Genomic DNA, 13,919 nt, shown 5'->3' with positions numbered 1-13,919 from the left:
CGGTCAACACGCACAACTACGGCCGTACGAGCGCTCGAAGCGCATCTCCTCGCCGCAGTTCGGACAGACGGGGTCGCCCTGGATGTCGACGTCTCTGATGCGAACGTCGCAGTCGTCACACCAGTACGCTCCCTGCGAGCCGTCCGTGGGGCGGTCGTTCGGCCCGGACGACGCGAGTACGGCTTTCACCGAATCGATGACTCCCATATTTGACTCTTCAAGTTCCAGCACTACCAGTCCTTTGTGGGTGTGCATTGGTGACACACGACCACCGCCGATACGGTCGTCAGCTCCCTACGTGACCGCTCGAGCGGTACGGACGGTTCGAGCGTTGTAATTCGCACCGGTTCAGAGGGCCAGTGGAATCGCCAGGCCGACGACGAGCACCGCGAGCACGAGCATGAGGTAATACAGGCGCTCGACGCGTACCTCTGCTGGAACGACGCCGACGAACTCCGGCCGGACGGTCCAGACCTGCCGATAGTACGCGCCGACGGTGAACGCGAACGAGAGCGCGATAGAACCGGCGGCCGAATACTCGAGGCCGACGCCAATCGCCTGGCCATACAGCGGGCCGAACGAGAGAACGAGCATGACGGCGAGGCCCGCGACGACGAAAAACGGGACGGGGTCGACCGGCGTTCCCTCGCGATTTCGAAGGCGGAATCGCATACAGCACGGACACCTTCGAGCGACAAAAACTAAGTGCCAGAGCATCCGTGGTTCGGTATGACTGATCCGGAGGAGGTCGAGGGCCGGACCAACAGCGATGCCGAGGGGTTCGACGAGGCCGCGTCCTCCTCGCGGGGTGACCCGCGCGTCCTCCTCGCGATGAACGCCGTCCTGTCGACGTTGTTCGCCACGACCGTCGTCTGGGGGCTCGCGTTCGCCGGAATCCTCGAGTTTACGCTGGTAAACGTCGCGACGGCGATAATTCTGCTGTTTACGGCGACCTACGCGGTCACGATGACGTGATCCTGACCTGGGCGCGACTGCGCCGACGACTCGGTGCTTCGGGAACGACCGGTCAAGCTATCGGCCGTAGATAAACCGCCGTGCAGCGTCGTCGAGGCGAGTCGAGATTCCCTCGAGCCACGCGGCCGGCGAGACGCGACGAACCGACGACTCCTCGACCTCGATGGCCCCGCGGGCGTACGGGTCGCGGGAGGCCCGTTCCTCGTCGGACCGGTCGGCCTCGGTTGCGTCGACGACCGTCGACATGGCACACCGGCCACAGGATTCGGTGGGTTTCTCTCCCATGTGTCTCGTTCACAACGTAACGGTTCCAGGGGCTAAAGCGTACCGCCGTCTGCAGTAGTAGGCGGACTGGTGGCCTCGGTGTGAGCTCGAGCCTCGAACCCCTCAGAACCACCGACGCCTATTTGCTCCCCCGCTCGTACGAAGTGGTATGGGATATCGTATCGTCGATCCGGACGCCGTCGAGCCGGCGCCCGACCGACCGAGCGAGTGTCGAAAGCTGTCCGAACCGGGTGGGCTCGAAACGATGGCGATCAATCGGTTCCGCGCCGACCCGGGCGAGGAACTGCCGCTGGCGTACCATTACCACGAGACCCAGCAGGAGGCATTTTACGTTCTCGAGGGTACGCTGTCCGTCGAGACGCCCGAGGAGACGTACGAGGTACCGGAGGAACGGCTGTTCATCGTCGATCCGGGGAGCCCCCAGCGCGCGTACAATCCGGTCGACGCCGACGACCCGGTGTCCGTCCTGGCGATTGGTGCGCCGGCGGCCGACGGCGACGCCCGCGTCTACGACCCCGAACCCGAAACCAAACCTGAGGATACATGAGCGACAGCGAACAGTTCCCCGAGGCCGAGGAACTCCCCGCCGAGATCCGCGAGGCCGTCCCCGACTGGGACGACGAGTACTTCGACCGGGTCTCCGACCGGCTGATGTACAGCTACGACCTCGAGAAGGATCGACACGCCGCCGGCGAACGGTGGGACCTCTACGGCGAGTTGCGCGTGCTCAACCAGAAGCAGTTCTTCCATCCCTCGCTGAAGTACGCCGATCACGAGGCCAGGGAGTACCTCTTCGCCCGCCGCGAGCCGCGACCGACAGTCGCCGAACTCGAGCGACTCGTCGACCTGGGTCACGACATCGCCGACGACCGGATCGTCGCCAGCGAGGAGCACTTCGGGACGGACGTGAGTTTCGTGCTCGTCGCCGACGAATTGTCGGACGCGGTCAGTGAGTTCGTCTCGGGCTTCCGCGACCGCACGTTGTTGAAGTTCGGCTACTACGGCCACTACGACGTCAATCTCGTCGTCGTCGATCCCGACGAGGAGGAACACGTTGCCAGCGAGGTCGCCGATGTCACCGAGGCGTTCACCCTCTGGGACGACGTCACCGAGCCCGAGGAGGGCGTACTTTCGCGGTTCGCGAAGCGATTCTGGCGGTAGGGGCGCGATTTTCGGCGAGGGAGACAAACCGACGGACCAGCCGGTAGCAATTCTCGAGAGGGCAGGAAGTGGGGACCGCAGGGGTAGTCGTTTCTTGGTTCAGTCGTCGCCCGGTTCTGCCGCAGGCCCGCGACCCGTCCGTGCCCGCGAGATGTTCCCGTACCCGATGCGCACCAGCGAGAGCGCCAGGTAGATGAGCACGAGGGCGAGCACCATCTGGACGGCCGCGGAAGCGGTCGCGAGGAATCCGTCTGCACCGCCCTGTAGCAGGTTCACGTACAGGTTCTCGTAGAACGCCAGCCAGGCGAGTCCGAGGGTGGTAATGACGACCATGATGGCCATCGGGACACCGGTGCTGACGAGCTGCTTGGAACGGTCCCAGTTGGCCAGCCAGACGGTTCCGGTGAGCAGGGCCAGCGCGGCGAGCAGCTGGTTGGCGCCGCCGAACAGCCCCCACAGTGTGGTCCACTGGCCGGAGATGATGAGCACGTACGCGATGGTGATCTGGATGACGGGATTCGTGTACCGACCGCCAGCGAACGAGCCGACGCCGCCGGAGAAGCCGGTGTCGGTGCCGCTCCCGACCATACCGACGATCTCCTCCATCATGTATCGGCCGAGGCGAGCAGCCGTGTCGGTGGACGTGAGCAGGAAGCTCACGAGCACGAGCGCCATGAACGGGGCGCCGAACGCGGGATCGATGCCGAAACTCGTGAGGATGACGCCCCCGCCGGTCGCGAAGTTCGGGAGCGCGCCACCGATGCCGCCACCGGATGCTTCCGAGGCGAGCCCGGCAACTGCCAGCGTCGACAGTGCTGTCGCGGCGAGCAGGCCCTCACCGAGCATGCCGCCGTAGCCGATGAGGCGGGCGTCGCTCTCCTTGTTGAGTTGCTTCGCAGTCGTCCCCGAGGACACCAGCGAGTGGAAGCCGCTGATGGTCCCGCACGCGATCGTGATGAACAACAGCGGGAACAGCGGGTACGGGGAGACGGCGTCGACGCCGAGGAATCCCTCGAACGCGCCGATGCTGCTGTCGACCACGAGCGGCTCCGAGGACGTCCCGAAGATCGTCCCGACGATGATGGCGAGCAGCGCCCCGCCAACCCCCGCATACAGCAGGAACGACGAGAGGTAATCACGCGGCTGGAGCAACGTCCAGACCGGGAGCGCGCTGGCGACCGCGGCGTACACGAGGATTACCGGGACCCACGCGGCGCCGTTCCCGTTCAGCGCGGGGGTGCCGGCACCGGGCATCCACGAACCCGTTCCCTCGAGCAGGACGATGGTTCCCTCGGGGTGGGCACCCTCCGCCAGCTCGAAGATCGCGAGCGGGTACTGGATCCCGACCCAGACGCCCGCGAACACGCCCGCGACGAACAGGATCGTCCCGGGGATGAACGGGGCGTTCATCTGGTAGAGGTACACGCCGAACACCAGCGCGAGCCCGATGTACACCAGACTCGCGGTAGCCGCCTGCGGAAACGCGTTCAGGACGATACCCACGACGAGCGCGAACACCGCCACCACCAGGATGATGGTGAGGAACGCGAACCACAGCAGCATGTCTTTGCCCCGTTCGCCGACGTACTCACCGATGATGTAACCGATCGACTTCCCCTCGTGTCGCATCGACCCGGACAGCGAGATGAAGTCGTGAACGGCGCCCATCAGGGGGTTCCCGATGGCGACCCACGCGAGCGCGGGCGCCCAGCCCCAGATGGCGCCCGCCGTAATCGGTCCGACGATCGGCGCACCGCCGGCGATGCTCGAGAAGTGATGCCCCAACAATACCGGTTTCTTCGACGGGACGTACTCCTGGCCGTCCTCGTACTTGTGTGCCGGTGTGGTTCGACTCGAGTCGAGTTCGACGAACTGTACGAGGTACCTCGAGTACCCCACGTACCCCACTGTAAACGTTACCAGTACCGCGGCAACGATCCAAATTACCTGTGTCATGACAAGCCCACCCACACAGAGTGTGGGCGATACTCTTAATACTTGGTTATATTCACACCATCGATGGTGAAGTTATTATATCCGGGTGGATATTCGATTCGGAAATATGGCAGTAAATCGATGGTTACGGCGTCGATCCAATGATTACCAGGGTGATCGGTACTCCATCGCGTGGCCCGCGCGAAACGGGCCCCGAAACGAAAACCTCCTTGTGTCAGCCGATCGAGTAGCGGTCTCCCCGGGAACTGGGGAGAGAACTTACTGGATGTGCGCTCCGGCGAGCGCTCACTCGAGCGCGGCCTCGAGCGCGTCCATCGTCCGCTCGACCCGGTCGATTCGGGCGTTGTGGCCCATGTGCCCGATCCTGAGGATATCGTCCTCGAGGTCTCCGAGACCCGTCGAGAGGACGATCCCGTGATCCTCGCGGATCTGCGCCTGGAGGTACGTCGCGCGCCCCTCGAGGTCGAGCGCCGTCACCGTCGGCGACGCGAGCGAGTCCTTGGGATACACGCCGAGGCCCAGTTCGTCGGCCCGCTCGCGACACCGCTCGGCGGCCGCCTCGTGGCGCCCGTAGACGGAGTCGAGGCCCTCCTCGAGCAGCAAGTCGGTCGCCGCGTCGAGGGCCTGCAGATTGGCCGTGAGGTGGGTGTAAGGGAACCACTCGTCCTTGATCACGGTCTTCCAGGGCTCGAGACTCGCGTAGAACGAACGCGTTTCGACGGTTTCGATCCGCTCCCACGCGCGGTCGCTCACCGCACAGACGGTCAGCCCCGGTGGCGCGCTGAAACACTTCTGGGTCGCTCCGAGGACGACGTCGATGCGGTCGGTCGGCACCGGAGTGCCGCCAAGCGAGGAGACTGCGTCGACGACGCTAATCACGTCGTGTTCGGCGAGGCGGTCGAGCACTGGCTTGAGGTCGTTGAGCACGCCAGTGGGCGTCTCACAGTGGACCATCGTCGCGACGTCGTAGTCGCCGGACTCGAGTTCCCGCTCCACCATCTCGACGTCGATCGATTCCCGCCAGTTGCCGCCACAGACGGTCGCCTCGCCATCATACAGGTCGACGAAGTCCGCAAAGCCCTCGCCGTAGAGCCCGTTGGCGATACACAGCACTTCGTCGCCGGGATCGACCAGCGAGGCCACCGCGGCCTCGAGCCCCAGGATGCCCTCCCCACCGAGGATGGCGACGTCCCCGTCGCCGTAGATCGGCTCGAGTTTCTCGGTGAGGTCGCGATAGAAGTTGACGAACTCGGGTTCGACGTCGGGGTTCCGACTCGGTTCGGCCATGCGCTCGCGAACGCGTTCGGGGACCTCCGTGGGCCCGGGCGTCATCCGAAGCAGGTCGTGATCGTCCATGCCCGACTGCTCGATGCGCGTCACAAAAGCGTCGGCGGTTGACGGTGGTCGACGTTCCGGCAACACCCGCCCTCGAGTCGGGTGTTCGTCTCGACTCGACAGTGCGGCCCACCTCGAGTAGAATCGTACCCGAATCAGTCCGCTTGTGGCGCTACCGGATCGATCAGGGCGGGAGCGTCAGGCGTGTCGTTCGTTTCGTTCGTCTCGTTTTCATCGTCTGAACCCGCATCCGTCTCGTTGTCGCCGTCCGTGACGTTCTCCGGTCCGTCGTCGCCGGACTCGTCATCGTCGGTATCGTCGTCGGTCTCATTCCCGCCGTCACTCTCGTTCTCGTCCTCACCCTCGGACGGCTGTGCCTCCGCATCCGGATCTGGCACGACCTCGCCGTCACCTTCCTCGAGCGTCACCTCGAGGGTCTCGCCATCCACGACAGCTGTTTCGGGGACCGCCGTGGTTCCCAGGTATTGGCGCTCGATCTCGCCGTCTTCGGGCGTCCCGACGAAGATTTCGTACTCCTCGTCGACCGCCTCGACCGCGCTATCGGTGTAGCCGTCTTCCGGTCCGAGCTCGTCGTTCGTCGCGTACGGCACCGTTAGCTCGAACGTACCGTCGTCGCTCACGTTGGCCTGTTGCGTGTAGGTGAACGTTCGTCCCGGCTCCGTCTCGAGTTCGATCTGCGCGTAGACGCGGTCGGAGTCGGCGACTTCGCCGTCGACCGAGCCAGTGATGCTCGCCCCCTCGACGCGCTCGAAGGTCTTGACGTCCGAGACCAGATACGCGTTGTAGGCGTAGGCGGGATAATACCGGCCGCCGAGTTCGACCGCATATCCGCCAAACGGCATTGTTGCCTGGTCGGCCGCCCGTGCCTCCTCGAGCATCGCCGAGATGTTGTCCGCCTGGTCACCGACGGCTCCGACCCGACCGGAGCGGGTCGTCACCGGGTACAGCCCGTTCGGCGTCTGGAGCAACTGCGTCCCCACGATCGAGTACGAACTCGATTCGTGGACCAGTCGGTAATGCTCCATGCCCTCCGCGTCGTGGAGGTACAGCGAGGCGAGCATCGTGTCGTGGTAGGCCTCGCTCGTCGTCGGCACGTCGAACTCCTGGCCGCTGAGATTTGCCGTCTCCTGGGTCTGGAACCGACTGTACGCCGGGTTGGACCACTGCGTGATCGCACTGAACTTCCCACCGGCCATCTCATCGTCGATCATGACGTAGCGCATCTCACCTTCGTCGGCACTGTCGGCGTTCTCGAGGTCGCTGCGGATCGTGTCTTCCGGCTGATTCACCACCGGAACGCCCGCAGCGATCCCGTCGAGGATTACCTCACCGTGGGACTCCTCCTCGGCCAGCAGGTACCACGAGGACGACTGCGCGTTCTGCTGGAACGGGTTCGAGTGTGGAATGCGCTCGCCGTTGGTCGTGATCAGGTGGCCGTAGTCCCACCAGGACATCACGCCGTAGGAACCGCCCGGATAGTCGAAGTCGCCGTCGGCGGGGCGGTCGTAAGTTCCGTAATACTCGAGGTCGCTCTGGTTGCCTGCGCCCGCCCAGTTCCCGGGTTCGGGCGTGCTCTCGAGGAGCCACTGCGTCGACTCGTCCCAGGTCATCGCGTCGTCGCTCGGCCCGACGTTCTCGCCGCGCTCCCAGGTGGTGGTGCCGTCGGCCGCGATTGGCGGGAGCAGGGGCATGAACAGCATCACGACGATGAGGACGATCGCGATCACCTGGTAGGTCTCGACGTCGCGAATCGAGTCGGCCGTACGGTGGAAATCCAGGCTGAGGAGGCGGGCGATGTCCGCGACGAAGACTGCGTTGACGACCGCAACCGCGACCGCGAGGTAGTAGGAGAACCGCGTCTGGGTCGCCGCCATGCTGATCAGGAACAGCGACCAGACGATCACGAGGGTGTACTCGGCGCGCCACTCGCGTCCGAACAGCGGGCGAAGCAGGAGGAACGCGAGTCCGCCGAGCATCGTGAAGAACGCGGCTCCGAACTCGTTAAAGACGTACTGGGTGAAGTCGTCCGGAGGCTGGGCCTCCGAAACGGTGAGCGCCCCAGTCGAGGGGTCGAGCGGCAGTAGCCGTCTCGTGATATTTGTAATCACAGTGGAGTAGAGCTCGGGAACGATGACGGCCATCACGCCGAGTCCCACGATCAGGAGGCCGGCGATCGCAGCCGGGTAATAATGGCGGTCGACCTCAAGGTCGTCCCACTGGCGAGCGAACCAGGCCATGAACGCGCAGCCGAGTGCGACGCCCAGGGCAAGCGTCGGCTGGAGGTAGCCGAAGTGAGAGACGCTGCCGGACCACTGTTCGAACAGGAGCACGGATCCGATTGCCGTCACACCGAGGCTGACGGCCCCGACGAAGGCGACGTGGTCGGGAGAGATCCCTCGGACGTAGTCGACACAGAGCTGGATGCAGAAGAAGACGCCGAAGATACCGATCAGCAATACCGCCGAGGGCCAGACCCAGATGAACAGCGTGAGCGCGAGACCGGCAAGGACCGAGTAGATGGTTGGGCGACGAAGGGCGTCCCAGTCGCGGTCGGCGACGAGTTCGTAGATCGGGCGGTCACGTTCGCCCGCCCGGACGGCGACCATCATCGCGAGGACCGCAATCGCCATGAACAGCGCCTCGCCGATGTGATGGTCGAGCTGGCCGACGGCCGAGCGGTAGAAGAACGACCCCGGCACGAGCGCGAGGAGGACGACCGAGACGAGTCCACCGATGGTTCCGCCTAGTCGACGGCCCATGTAGAAGACGGGAATTGCGGTGAGCGCGCCCATCAGCGGGATGGACACGAGGGCGACCATGTAGAGGGTTTCAGGGGAAGGATTCCCGAGACCGACGATCATCGCCGCCGTGACGATAAGCTGGTCGAATAGCGTGCCGAAGTGGCCGACGTAGGTCCCTGTAGGGTAGCCAGTATAGACCTCATAAGGCATCGTGAATGGATAATTCTCGGCGGTCCACTGGATCGTCCGCCAGTGGTACCACGAGTCGACGCCGGACAAACGCGGCGAGCCGTCGGCGACGAAGTTCTCGTAGGACCGGAGGCGAGTCCACAGCATGAATAGTATCACCAGCCCGAGGAGGGGAAGGTGATACCACTCCTGCCACGCCTCGAGGGTGGAGGGCGTTTCGGTTCCCTCGTCGACGTGTTCAGTGTCAGTACTCATTACGTCCCACCAGTGCAATATGGCGAATAAACTTTGTTATCTGCTGTTGGAAGCTTTTGGTGAGACTGTTTTCATGTGTAGTTGACCGAATGAGAATCTGACCGTATCCAGCGCAATTCGTCCCAGCGATCGCAAAGAGCAAATTGGCCGATAGATCATAAAAACACGAGAGGTACGCCGTATTGAGTGATCAACACTGGTAGCCAACGCGGCTTAGTAAGTTCCTGAGCGCTATCGAGAAGCAGGCATTTACAGTTCTCGAATTCCAGGCTAACCACCGGCTTAGTCGAGGTAGGGCTGGCACACCATATTCACTCCATCTTCGAAATCGATCGAAGGGGCCCAACCCGTTGCTCGAGAGAATTTCGATGGGTCGGCACATGTGTGTTCGACGTAATCGTCAAAGGGACAGTCAACGTACTCTGGCTCGACATCAGTGCCGAGTTCATCATTGATCAGTTCGATCATCCTGTTGAAACTGTAGGCATCGCCCGTTCCGACGTTATATACCCCGCCAAGTTCGTGATCTGCAGCGAGTTCGAACGCGCGCACGACATCATCGACGTGAGTAAAATCTCGAGTCTGTGTACCATCGCCGAACACTTTTGGCGATTCACCGGCGGCAATTCGATCCGTGAACTGGGCGACGGTATTTGCGAACTTACCTTTGTGTTCCTCGTTACCTCCGAATCCTTGATAGACAGAGAACAGGCGAAGGCCAGCCATCGAGAGTCCATGGTGATTGGCATAGTATTCAGCGTAACGTTCGCGAGCCAATTTCGATGCCTCGTACCCTGTATGTGCCTCGACATCCATGCTTTCAACGGATGGTTCGGTCTGACTACCGTAAATAGACGACGTAGAGGCGTAAACGACGGTTTCACAACCCTGTTTACGCACCTGCTCAACCGCATTGACGAAGCCCTCGACGTTGATACGACATCCACGTCGTGGATCATCTTCGTGCATATTCCGAGAGGAGAGTGCTGCGAGGTGGAACAGGATATCAACATCGGACGGGAGGTCATCATCAAGGACGCTCACGTCGTGGAATTCGACTTCGTCGATAAGATTGTCGGTGGTCCCCAGGTAGAGATCGTCGACGACAACCACCTCATTTGTAGAAGCAAGATAGTTTGCGAGGTTAGAACCAATAAACCCAGCACCGCCCGTGATGAGAACGCGTTTTCCTTCCATGCACCAATGGTCTGCTCGTTTCATTAAATAACCTGATGTTCCGTTGGTTGCCATCGACAGTCCAAGTAACGGCTACCCTGCGCCCGAGGCCGTTTACCGAAATAACTAACTCTCTCAGTTTCGCAGGCCCGTACATGCGCGTCTCGGTGGTCGTCTGTGAACACACGCTGGACCGGTATCAGGACCTTCGAGATGCAGTCAATAGCATTCTCGCCCAGAGCCACAACGACATTGAACTTGTACTGGTAGCCGACGGGAACGAAGAAGTCTGCCAGCAATTCTATGAGGACTACGACGACCACGAAAACGTATCGATACACTGCAACGAAAACAATGTTGGGCTTCTCGAGAGTCGAAACAACGGGGCCCAAGTGGCGACCGGAGACGTGGTAGCGTTCATCGACGATGATGCCGTAGCGGATCCCGAATGGGTGGCCGAACTCGTCGAAGTATATGGGAACTTGAATGCGCTCTCTGTGGGTGGAAAAATGGTTCCACTCTGGGTGGCTGGACGACCGAGCTTTCTCCCCGAAGAGTTCTACTTTCTCGTCGGAGTTACCCAACGTGGATTCGCCGATGGCAAGGGTGAAGTTCGAAACACTTTCGGCTCGAATATCTCCTTTCGCCGCGAAGTTTTCCTCGATTTGGGCGGGTTCGATACAACTATTGGCGGTCGTCAGGGGGATGAGAACCTCCAGGGCGGCGAAACGGAACTGTGTGCCCGGCTTCGTAGCGAGTACAACCAGAGCGTCTACTACAACCCCGAAGCGGAGGTCGCCCACAAGGTGTTCGATTACCGGACAAAACCGCTGTGGTTGCTCGACCGCGCCTTCTGGCAAGGGTATTCCAAGCGCGGAATGGAAGTACTGGTCCCCGAATCGACCGGCGAGGAGTACGATTTTCTTGGCCGACTCTTCCGCAAGTTCGTCCCAGCACGTACGAGGAACCTCGTTCGTAACCCTTCTTTGGAAAAGGCCGTTCAATTCATCATGTTGTTCGCCTTTACCGGCGCTGTTGGGTTTGGTTACTTATATGGAATGACGAAGTGGCGTTGACGTGAACGCTTGCCGATACGCTTATACAGCCGACTTTGTTCGGTAGAAATATGAGTGACTCTTCAGTGGACGAGGACACAGACTTGCGGCTACGTGATCTCGACATCGCTATCGCCCACTGGGGAATCAACGCCTGGGGAGGCGCAGAATACCTTGCAACGATTCTTGCGGATGTCCTGGACGTGGACCGGATCTATACAATCGGAGAACCCAACCCAGATGATCCAAATCCGTATGGAAACGTACGGTTCGTAGACGTGACGGAGGATCTCTCTCCCCGCCTGCTTCGGAAGGTTCAGGCGCACGTAGGTCGACCTTTTGAATACGCTCTCTGGGAAGACGTTGATTGGCGTGAGTACGGATCTCCCGACGTGTTGATCACGTCGGGAGCGACGACTCGTTCGGTCATTACGCCGGCAAATACCTTGCATCTGAACTACTGCCACTCACCTCCGCGCTGGTTTTACGACCTATACCACGACCGAAAAGATTCCCCGACCGGGGTGCTCGCCAGACCACTGATTCGATATCTTCGGATGCGCGATCACACGATCGACCCGCGCGTAGACGGCTACTTCGCAAACAGCCCGATTATCGCTCAGCGCTTACAGAAATACTACAAACGTGATTCGGAGGTGCTGTATCCGCCCGTCGCCGTCGACTCCTACCACGAAGACGACGACGACAGGTTCTACCTTCATCTTGGCCGTCTCGACGAGGAGAAGGGCGTCCCAGAGGTGGTCGAAGCGTTTGAGGGACTCGACCATCAGTTGGTACTGGCTGGCGGCCGTGGCGACGTCGAAGACACGGTCGTCGAGAAAATAAATCGGAGTGAGAACCTCGTGTACCGCGGATTCGTCGATGAAGACGAAAAACGAGATCTATTGGCGACCTGTCGCGCTGTCGTGTTCAACGGCCGGAATGAAGACTTTGGGATCGTTCCGATCGAAGCGAATGCCAGTGGGAAGGCCGTCCTGGTGCGCAACGACGGATTCCCAGGCATATACGTTGATGACGGTGAGAACGGGTACCGTCACGACGGGACGCCGGCAGGGATTCGGGCCTCCGTCGAACGGTTCGAGTCGAACGGGCTCGACGGTGACCCTCGGTCCGAAGTCGAAACGTTCTCAACCGCTGCCTTCGAGAAGCAACTGAAATCGGCTGTCGTCGATCGGTACGAGGCGTTCGCGACGGCGGCGAGAGGGAACCACTGATGACTGAAACAATCGTACTCGGTCTCGACGGGGCGAACTGGGCGCTACTCAAGCCATGGCTGGAAGAGGAGCGCCTCCCGAACATCGAAGCGCTCCGGTCCGAAGGCGTCGTCGCAGATATGGAAAGCTGTCTCCCTCCGGTCACGTGCCCGAACTGGCGGTGTTACTCCACAGGAAAGAACCCGGGAAAGCTGGGCGTGTTCTGGTGGGAGCGCATCGACACGGACAGGCGCACGCTTACAACACCCGACTCGCGATCATTCAAGAGCGCCAACTACTGGGACTACCTCAACGAACAGGGCCGAACTGCGGGCATACTCAACCTCCCGATGACGTACCCGCCGTTCGAGGTCGATCGATTTCTCGTTGCAGGGGGGCCAGGAAGCGAGCAGAACAATTACGCCTATCCGTCTGACCTGGGTACGCGTCTCAACGACGAAGGATACGCACTTCATCCCGACCAGCCAGTTACCGGGAAAGACGATCGCGACGAAGCCGATGATCTCGTTGACCTGATCGAACGCCGACTGGAGACGTTTCACCACCTGCTCGAGGAGGAAGACCCGGACGTCGCACACTGTACGGTGTTTTACATTAACGTACTCCAACACTTCTTTTGGCGCGGTGAGCCGACTCGGCGTGCCTGGGAGGTCATTGACGGCCATATCGGACGACTCCGAGAGGAACATCCAGACAGCAACCTCTTCCTGATGTCGGACCACGGTTGTAAAAACGTCGATACAGTGTTTTACGCCAATAGCTGGCTCGAGGCCGAAGGATACCTGGTTTCCGAAAGCGAAACGTCGGATCTTCTCACGAAGTACGGCATCAACAAGAAGCGAATCTCGAAACTTGCCCACAAACTCGGCGTTCACGACCTCGTAACGCGGCTGGCACCCGATCGTTTGACGGACTCGATCCCGGAGGACGAGGAGGGCTACAAACGCGAACAGAAACTCGAGAAGATAGATTGGGAACGTTCACGAGCCATCGCCAGCGGACAGGGTCTCATCTACGTCATCGATAACGATCCCGATACGGTCGATACTATAATCGACGATCTGTCCGCGCTTACAAATGAGAAGGGCGATTCGATCGCTCGAGAGGTGATGCGTAGCGACGACGCCTACAGCGGCCCCTATACGGACGAAGCACCGGACATCGTCTTCGACCAGCGGCCGGGCGTTCACACGAGTGGAGCGATCGGACCGAATCCGGTATTCGACGACGTCGGACAGTGGGAAGCCGAGAACGTCCGGACAGGGCTCTTCCTTGCGAGCGGTCCGGATATCGAGGTGTCAACGATTGATCGCGACGTGATAATCACGGACATCGCTCCAACCGTTCTCCACAGCGTCGGCTGTGCAGTTCCGACGGACATGGATGGCACGCCGCTCCCGCTATTCGGCGACGATGCGTTCGATGAATGTGACCCCATACCGTTCGAGTCAGTAGATGCTTCGGGACGCCAGAGCGTTCAGAACCGGCTGGAGGACCTCGGGTATCTGGAATGACGGTTTGTCTCACCGGCGATG

13 protein-coding genes are annotated in these 13,919 nt (G+C 61.1%); 6 read left to right on the top strand and 7 right to left on the bottom strand.

The features are described from left to right. Positions 1-3 precede the first annotated feature (3 nt). Together AC6I65_RS04140 and AC6I65_RS04135 are read right to left on the bottom strand one after the other, a co-directional pair. Entirely contained in the window at positions 4-207 is a 204-nt protein-coding gene (locus tag AC6I65_RS04140) for a hypothetical protein (protein WP_497903158.1), read from the bottom strand. A 141-nt stretch (positions 208-348) separates the two neighbouring features. Continuing rightward, positions 349-672, bottom strand: coding sequence for a hypothetical protein (locus AC6I65_RS04135; protein ID WP_254159740.1), 324 nt, complete (start codon positions 670-672; stop codon positions 349-351). A gap of 57 nt (positions 673-729) precedes the next feature. Here AC6I65_RS04135 and AC6I65_RS04130 point away from each other — a divergent pair, with 57 nt between their 5' ends. Beyond that, positions 730-975, top strand: coding sequence for a DUF8107 family protein (locus AC6I65_RS04130; RefSeq protein ID WP_497902802.1), 246 nt, complete (start codon positions 730-732; stop codon positions 973-975). Positions 976-1,032: 57 nt separating this feature from the next. On the opposite strand, the gene AC6I65_RS04125 is transcribed toward AC6I65_RS04130, so the two are convergent. Then, positions 1,033-1,260 carry a DUF8007 family protein gene (locus AC6I65_RS04125; RefSeq protein ID WP_497902801.1) on the bottom strand — a complete coding sequence of 76 codons (228 nt, stop codon included), beginning with the start codon at positions 1,258-1,260 and terminating at the stop codon, positions 1,033-1,035. A gap of 148 nt (positions 1,261-1,408) precedes the next feature. Between AC6I65_RS04125 and AC6I65_RS04120 the strand changes: the two genes are divergently transcribed. Both AC6I65_RS04120 and AC6I65_RS04115 read left to right on the top strand, forming a co-directional pair. Then, positions 1,409-1,807, top strand: coding sequence for a cupin domain-containing protein (locus AC6I65_RS04120; RefSeq protein ID WP_497902800.1), 399 nt, complete (start codon positions 1,409-1,411; stop codon positions 1,805-1,807). Next, complete coding sequence (locus tag AC6I65_RS04115; protein ID WP_497902799.1) at positions 1,804-2,421, top strand: DUF8052 family protein; 618 nt, start codon at positions 1,804-1,806, stop codon at positions 2,419-2,421. The genes AC6I65_RS04120 and AC6I65_RS04115 overlap by 4 nt, the downstream gene beginning before the upstream one ends. A 99-nt stretch (positions 2,422-2,520) precedes the next feature. Here AC6I65_RS04115 and AC6I65_RS04110 read toward each other — a convergent pair whose 3' ends face one another. The 4 genes from AC6I65_RS04110 to AC6I65_RS04095 form a co-directional block, all read right to left on the bottom strand. Further along, on the bottom strand, positions 2,521-4,377 hold the full coding sequence (locus AC6I65_RS04110) for a carbon starvation CstA family protein (RefSeq protein ID WP_497902798.1): 1,857 nt from the start codon (positions 4,375-4,377) through the stop codon (positions 2,521-2,523). Between the two features lie 285 nt (positions 4,378-4,662). Beyond that, positions 4,663-5,733: a pyridoxal-phosphate-dependent aminotransferase family protein gene (locus tag AC6I65_RS04105; RefSeq protein WP_497902797.1), complete on the bottom strand. Its 1,071-nt coding sequence runs from the start codon at positions 5,731-5,733 to the stop codon at positions 4,663-4,665. 134 nt (positions 5,734-5,867) lie between these two features. Further along, on the bottom strand, positions 5,868-8,918 hold the full coding sequence (locus AC6I65_RS04100) for an oligosaccharyl transferase, archaeosortase A system-associated (RefSeq protein WP_497902796.1): 3,051 nt from the start codon (positions 8,916-8,918) through the stop codon (positions 5,868-5,870). A gap of 282 nt (positions 8,919-9,200) precedes the next feature. Next, on the bottom strand, positions 9,201-10,115 hold the full coding sequence (locus AC6I65_RS04095; protein ID WP_497902795.1) for an NAD-dependent epimerase/dehydratase family protein: 915 nt from the start codon (positions 10,113-10,115) through the stop codon (positions 9,201-9,203). A gap of 134 nt (positions 10,116-10,249) precedes the next feature. On the opposite strand from AC6I65_RS04095, the gene aglG reads away from it, so the two are divergent. The 3 genes from aglG to AC6I65_RS04080 are packed head-to-tail and all read left to right on the top strand — an operon-like array spanning position 10,250 to position 13,898. Then, the gene (gene aglG / locus AC6I65_RS04090) at positions 10,250-11,170 is read left to right on the top strand and encodes a glucosyl-dolichyl phosphate glucuronosyltransferase (protein ID WP_497902794.1); all 921 of its coding nucleotides are present in this window, start codon (positions 10,250-10,252) and stop codon (positions 11,168-11,170) included. Positions 11,171-11,220: 50 nt separating this feature from the next. Then, a complete protein-coding gene (locus AC6I65_RS04085) occupies positions 11,221-12,384 on the top strand; it encodes a glycosyltransferase (RefSeq protein WP_497902793.1) in 1,164 nt (387 codons plus the stop codon). Continuing rightward, on the top strand, positions 12,384-13,898 hold the full coding sequence (locus AC6I65_RS04080) for an alkaline phosphatase family protein (protein WP_497902792.1): 1,515 nt from the start codon (positions 12,384-12,386) through the stop codon (positions 13,896-13,898). The genes AC6I65_RS04085 and AC6I65_RS04080 overlap by 1 nt, the downstream gene beginning before the upstream one ends. Positions 13,899-13,919 lie beyond the last annotated feature (21 nt).

It is taken from the genome of Natronosalvus sp. KLKA75 (genome assembly GCF_059736265.1).
Note: the sequence above shows the minus strand (reverse complement) of the source record. Positions and strands in the feature narration are given on the sequence as shown.

Bases quoted from the DNA above. Each gene is read 5' to 3' on its own strand.
- AC6I65_RS04110 (WP_497902798.1), bottom strand. From the start codon at position 4,377: ATGACACAGGTAATTTGGATCGTTGCCGCGGTACTGGTAACGTTTACA.
- AC6I65_RS04120 (WP_497902800.1), top strand. From the start codon at position 1,409: ATGGGATATCGTATCGTCGATCCGGACGCCGTCGAGCCGGCGCCCGAC.
- AC6I65_RS04085 (WP_497902793.1), top strand. From the start codon at position 11,221: ATGAGTGACTCTTCAGTGGACGAGGACACAGACTTGCGGCTACGTGAT.
- AC6I65_RS04140 (WP_497903158.1), bottom strand. From the start codon at position 207: ATGGGAGTCATCGATTCGGTGAAAGCCGTACTCGCGTCGTCCGGGCCG.
- AC6I65_RS04100 (WP_497902796.1), bottom strand. From the start codon at position 8,918: ATGAGTACTGACACTGAACACGTCGACGAGGGAACCGAAACGCCCTCC.
- aglG (WP_497902794.1), top strand. From the start codon at position 10,250: ATGCGCGTCTCGGTGGTCGTCTGTGAACACACGCTGGACCGGTATCAG.
- AC6I65_RS04135 (WP_254159740.1), bottom strand. From the start codon at position 672: ATGCGATTCCGCCTTCGAAATCGCGAGGGAACGCCGGTCGACCCCGTC.
- AC6I65_RS04080 (WP_497902792.1), top strand. From the start codon at position 12,384: ATGACTGAAACAATCGTACTCGGTCTCGACGGGGCGAACTGGGCGCTA.
- AC6I65_RS04105 (WP_497902797.1), bottom strand. From the start codon at position 5,733: ATGGACGATCACGACCTGCTTCGGATGACGCCCGGGCCCACGGAGGTC.
- AC6I65_RS04095 (WP_497902795.1), bottom strand. From the start codon at position 10,115: ATGGAAGGAAAACGCGTTCTCATCACGGGCGGTGCTGGGTTTATTGGT.
- AC6I65_RS04130 (WP_497902802.1), top strand. From the start codon at position 730: ATGACTGATCCGGAGGAGGTCGAGGGCCGGACCAACAGCGATGCCGAG.
- AC6I65_RS04125 (WP_497902801.1), bottom strand. From the start codon at position 1,260: ATGGGAGAGAAACCCACCGAATCCTGTGGCCGGTGTGCCATGTCGACG.
- AC6I65_RS04115 (WP_497902799.1), top strand. From the start codon at position 1,804: ATGAGCGACAGCGAACAGTTCCCCGAGGCCGAGGAACTCCCCGCCGAG.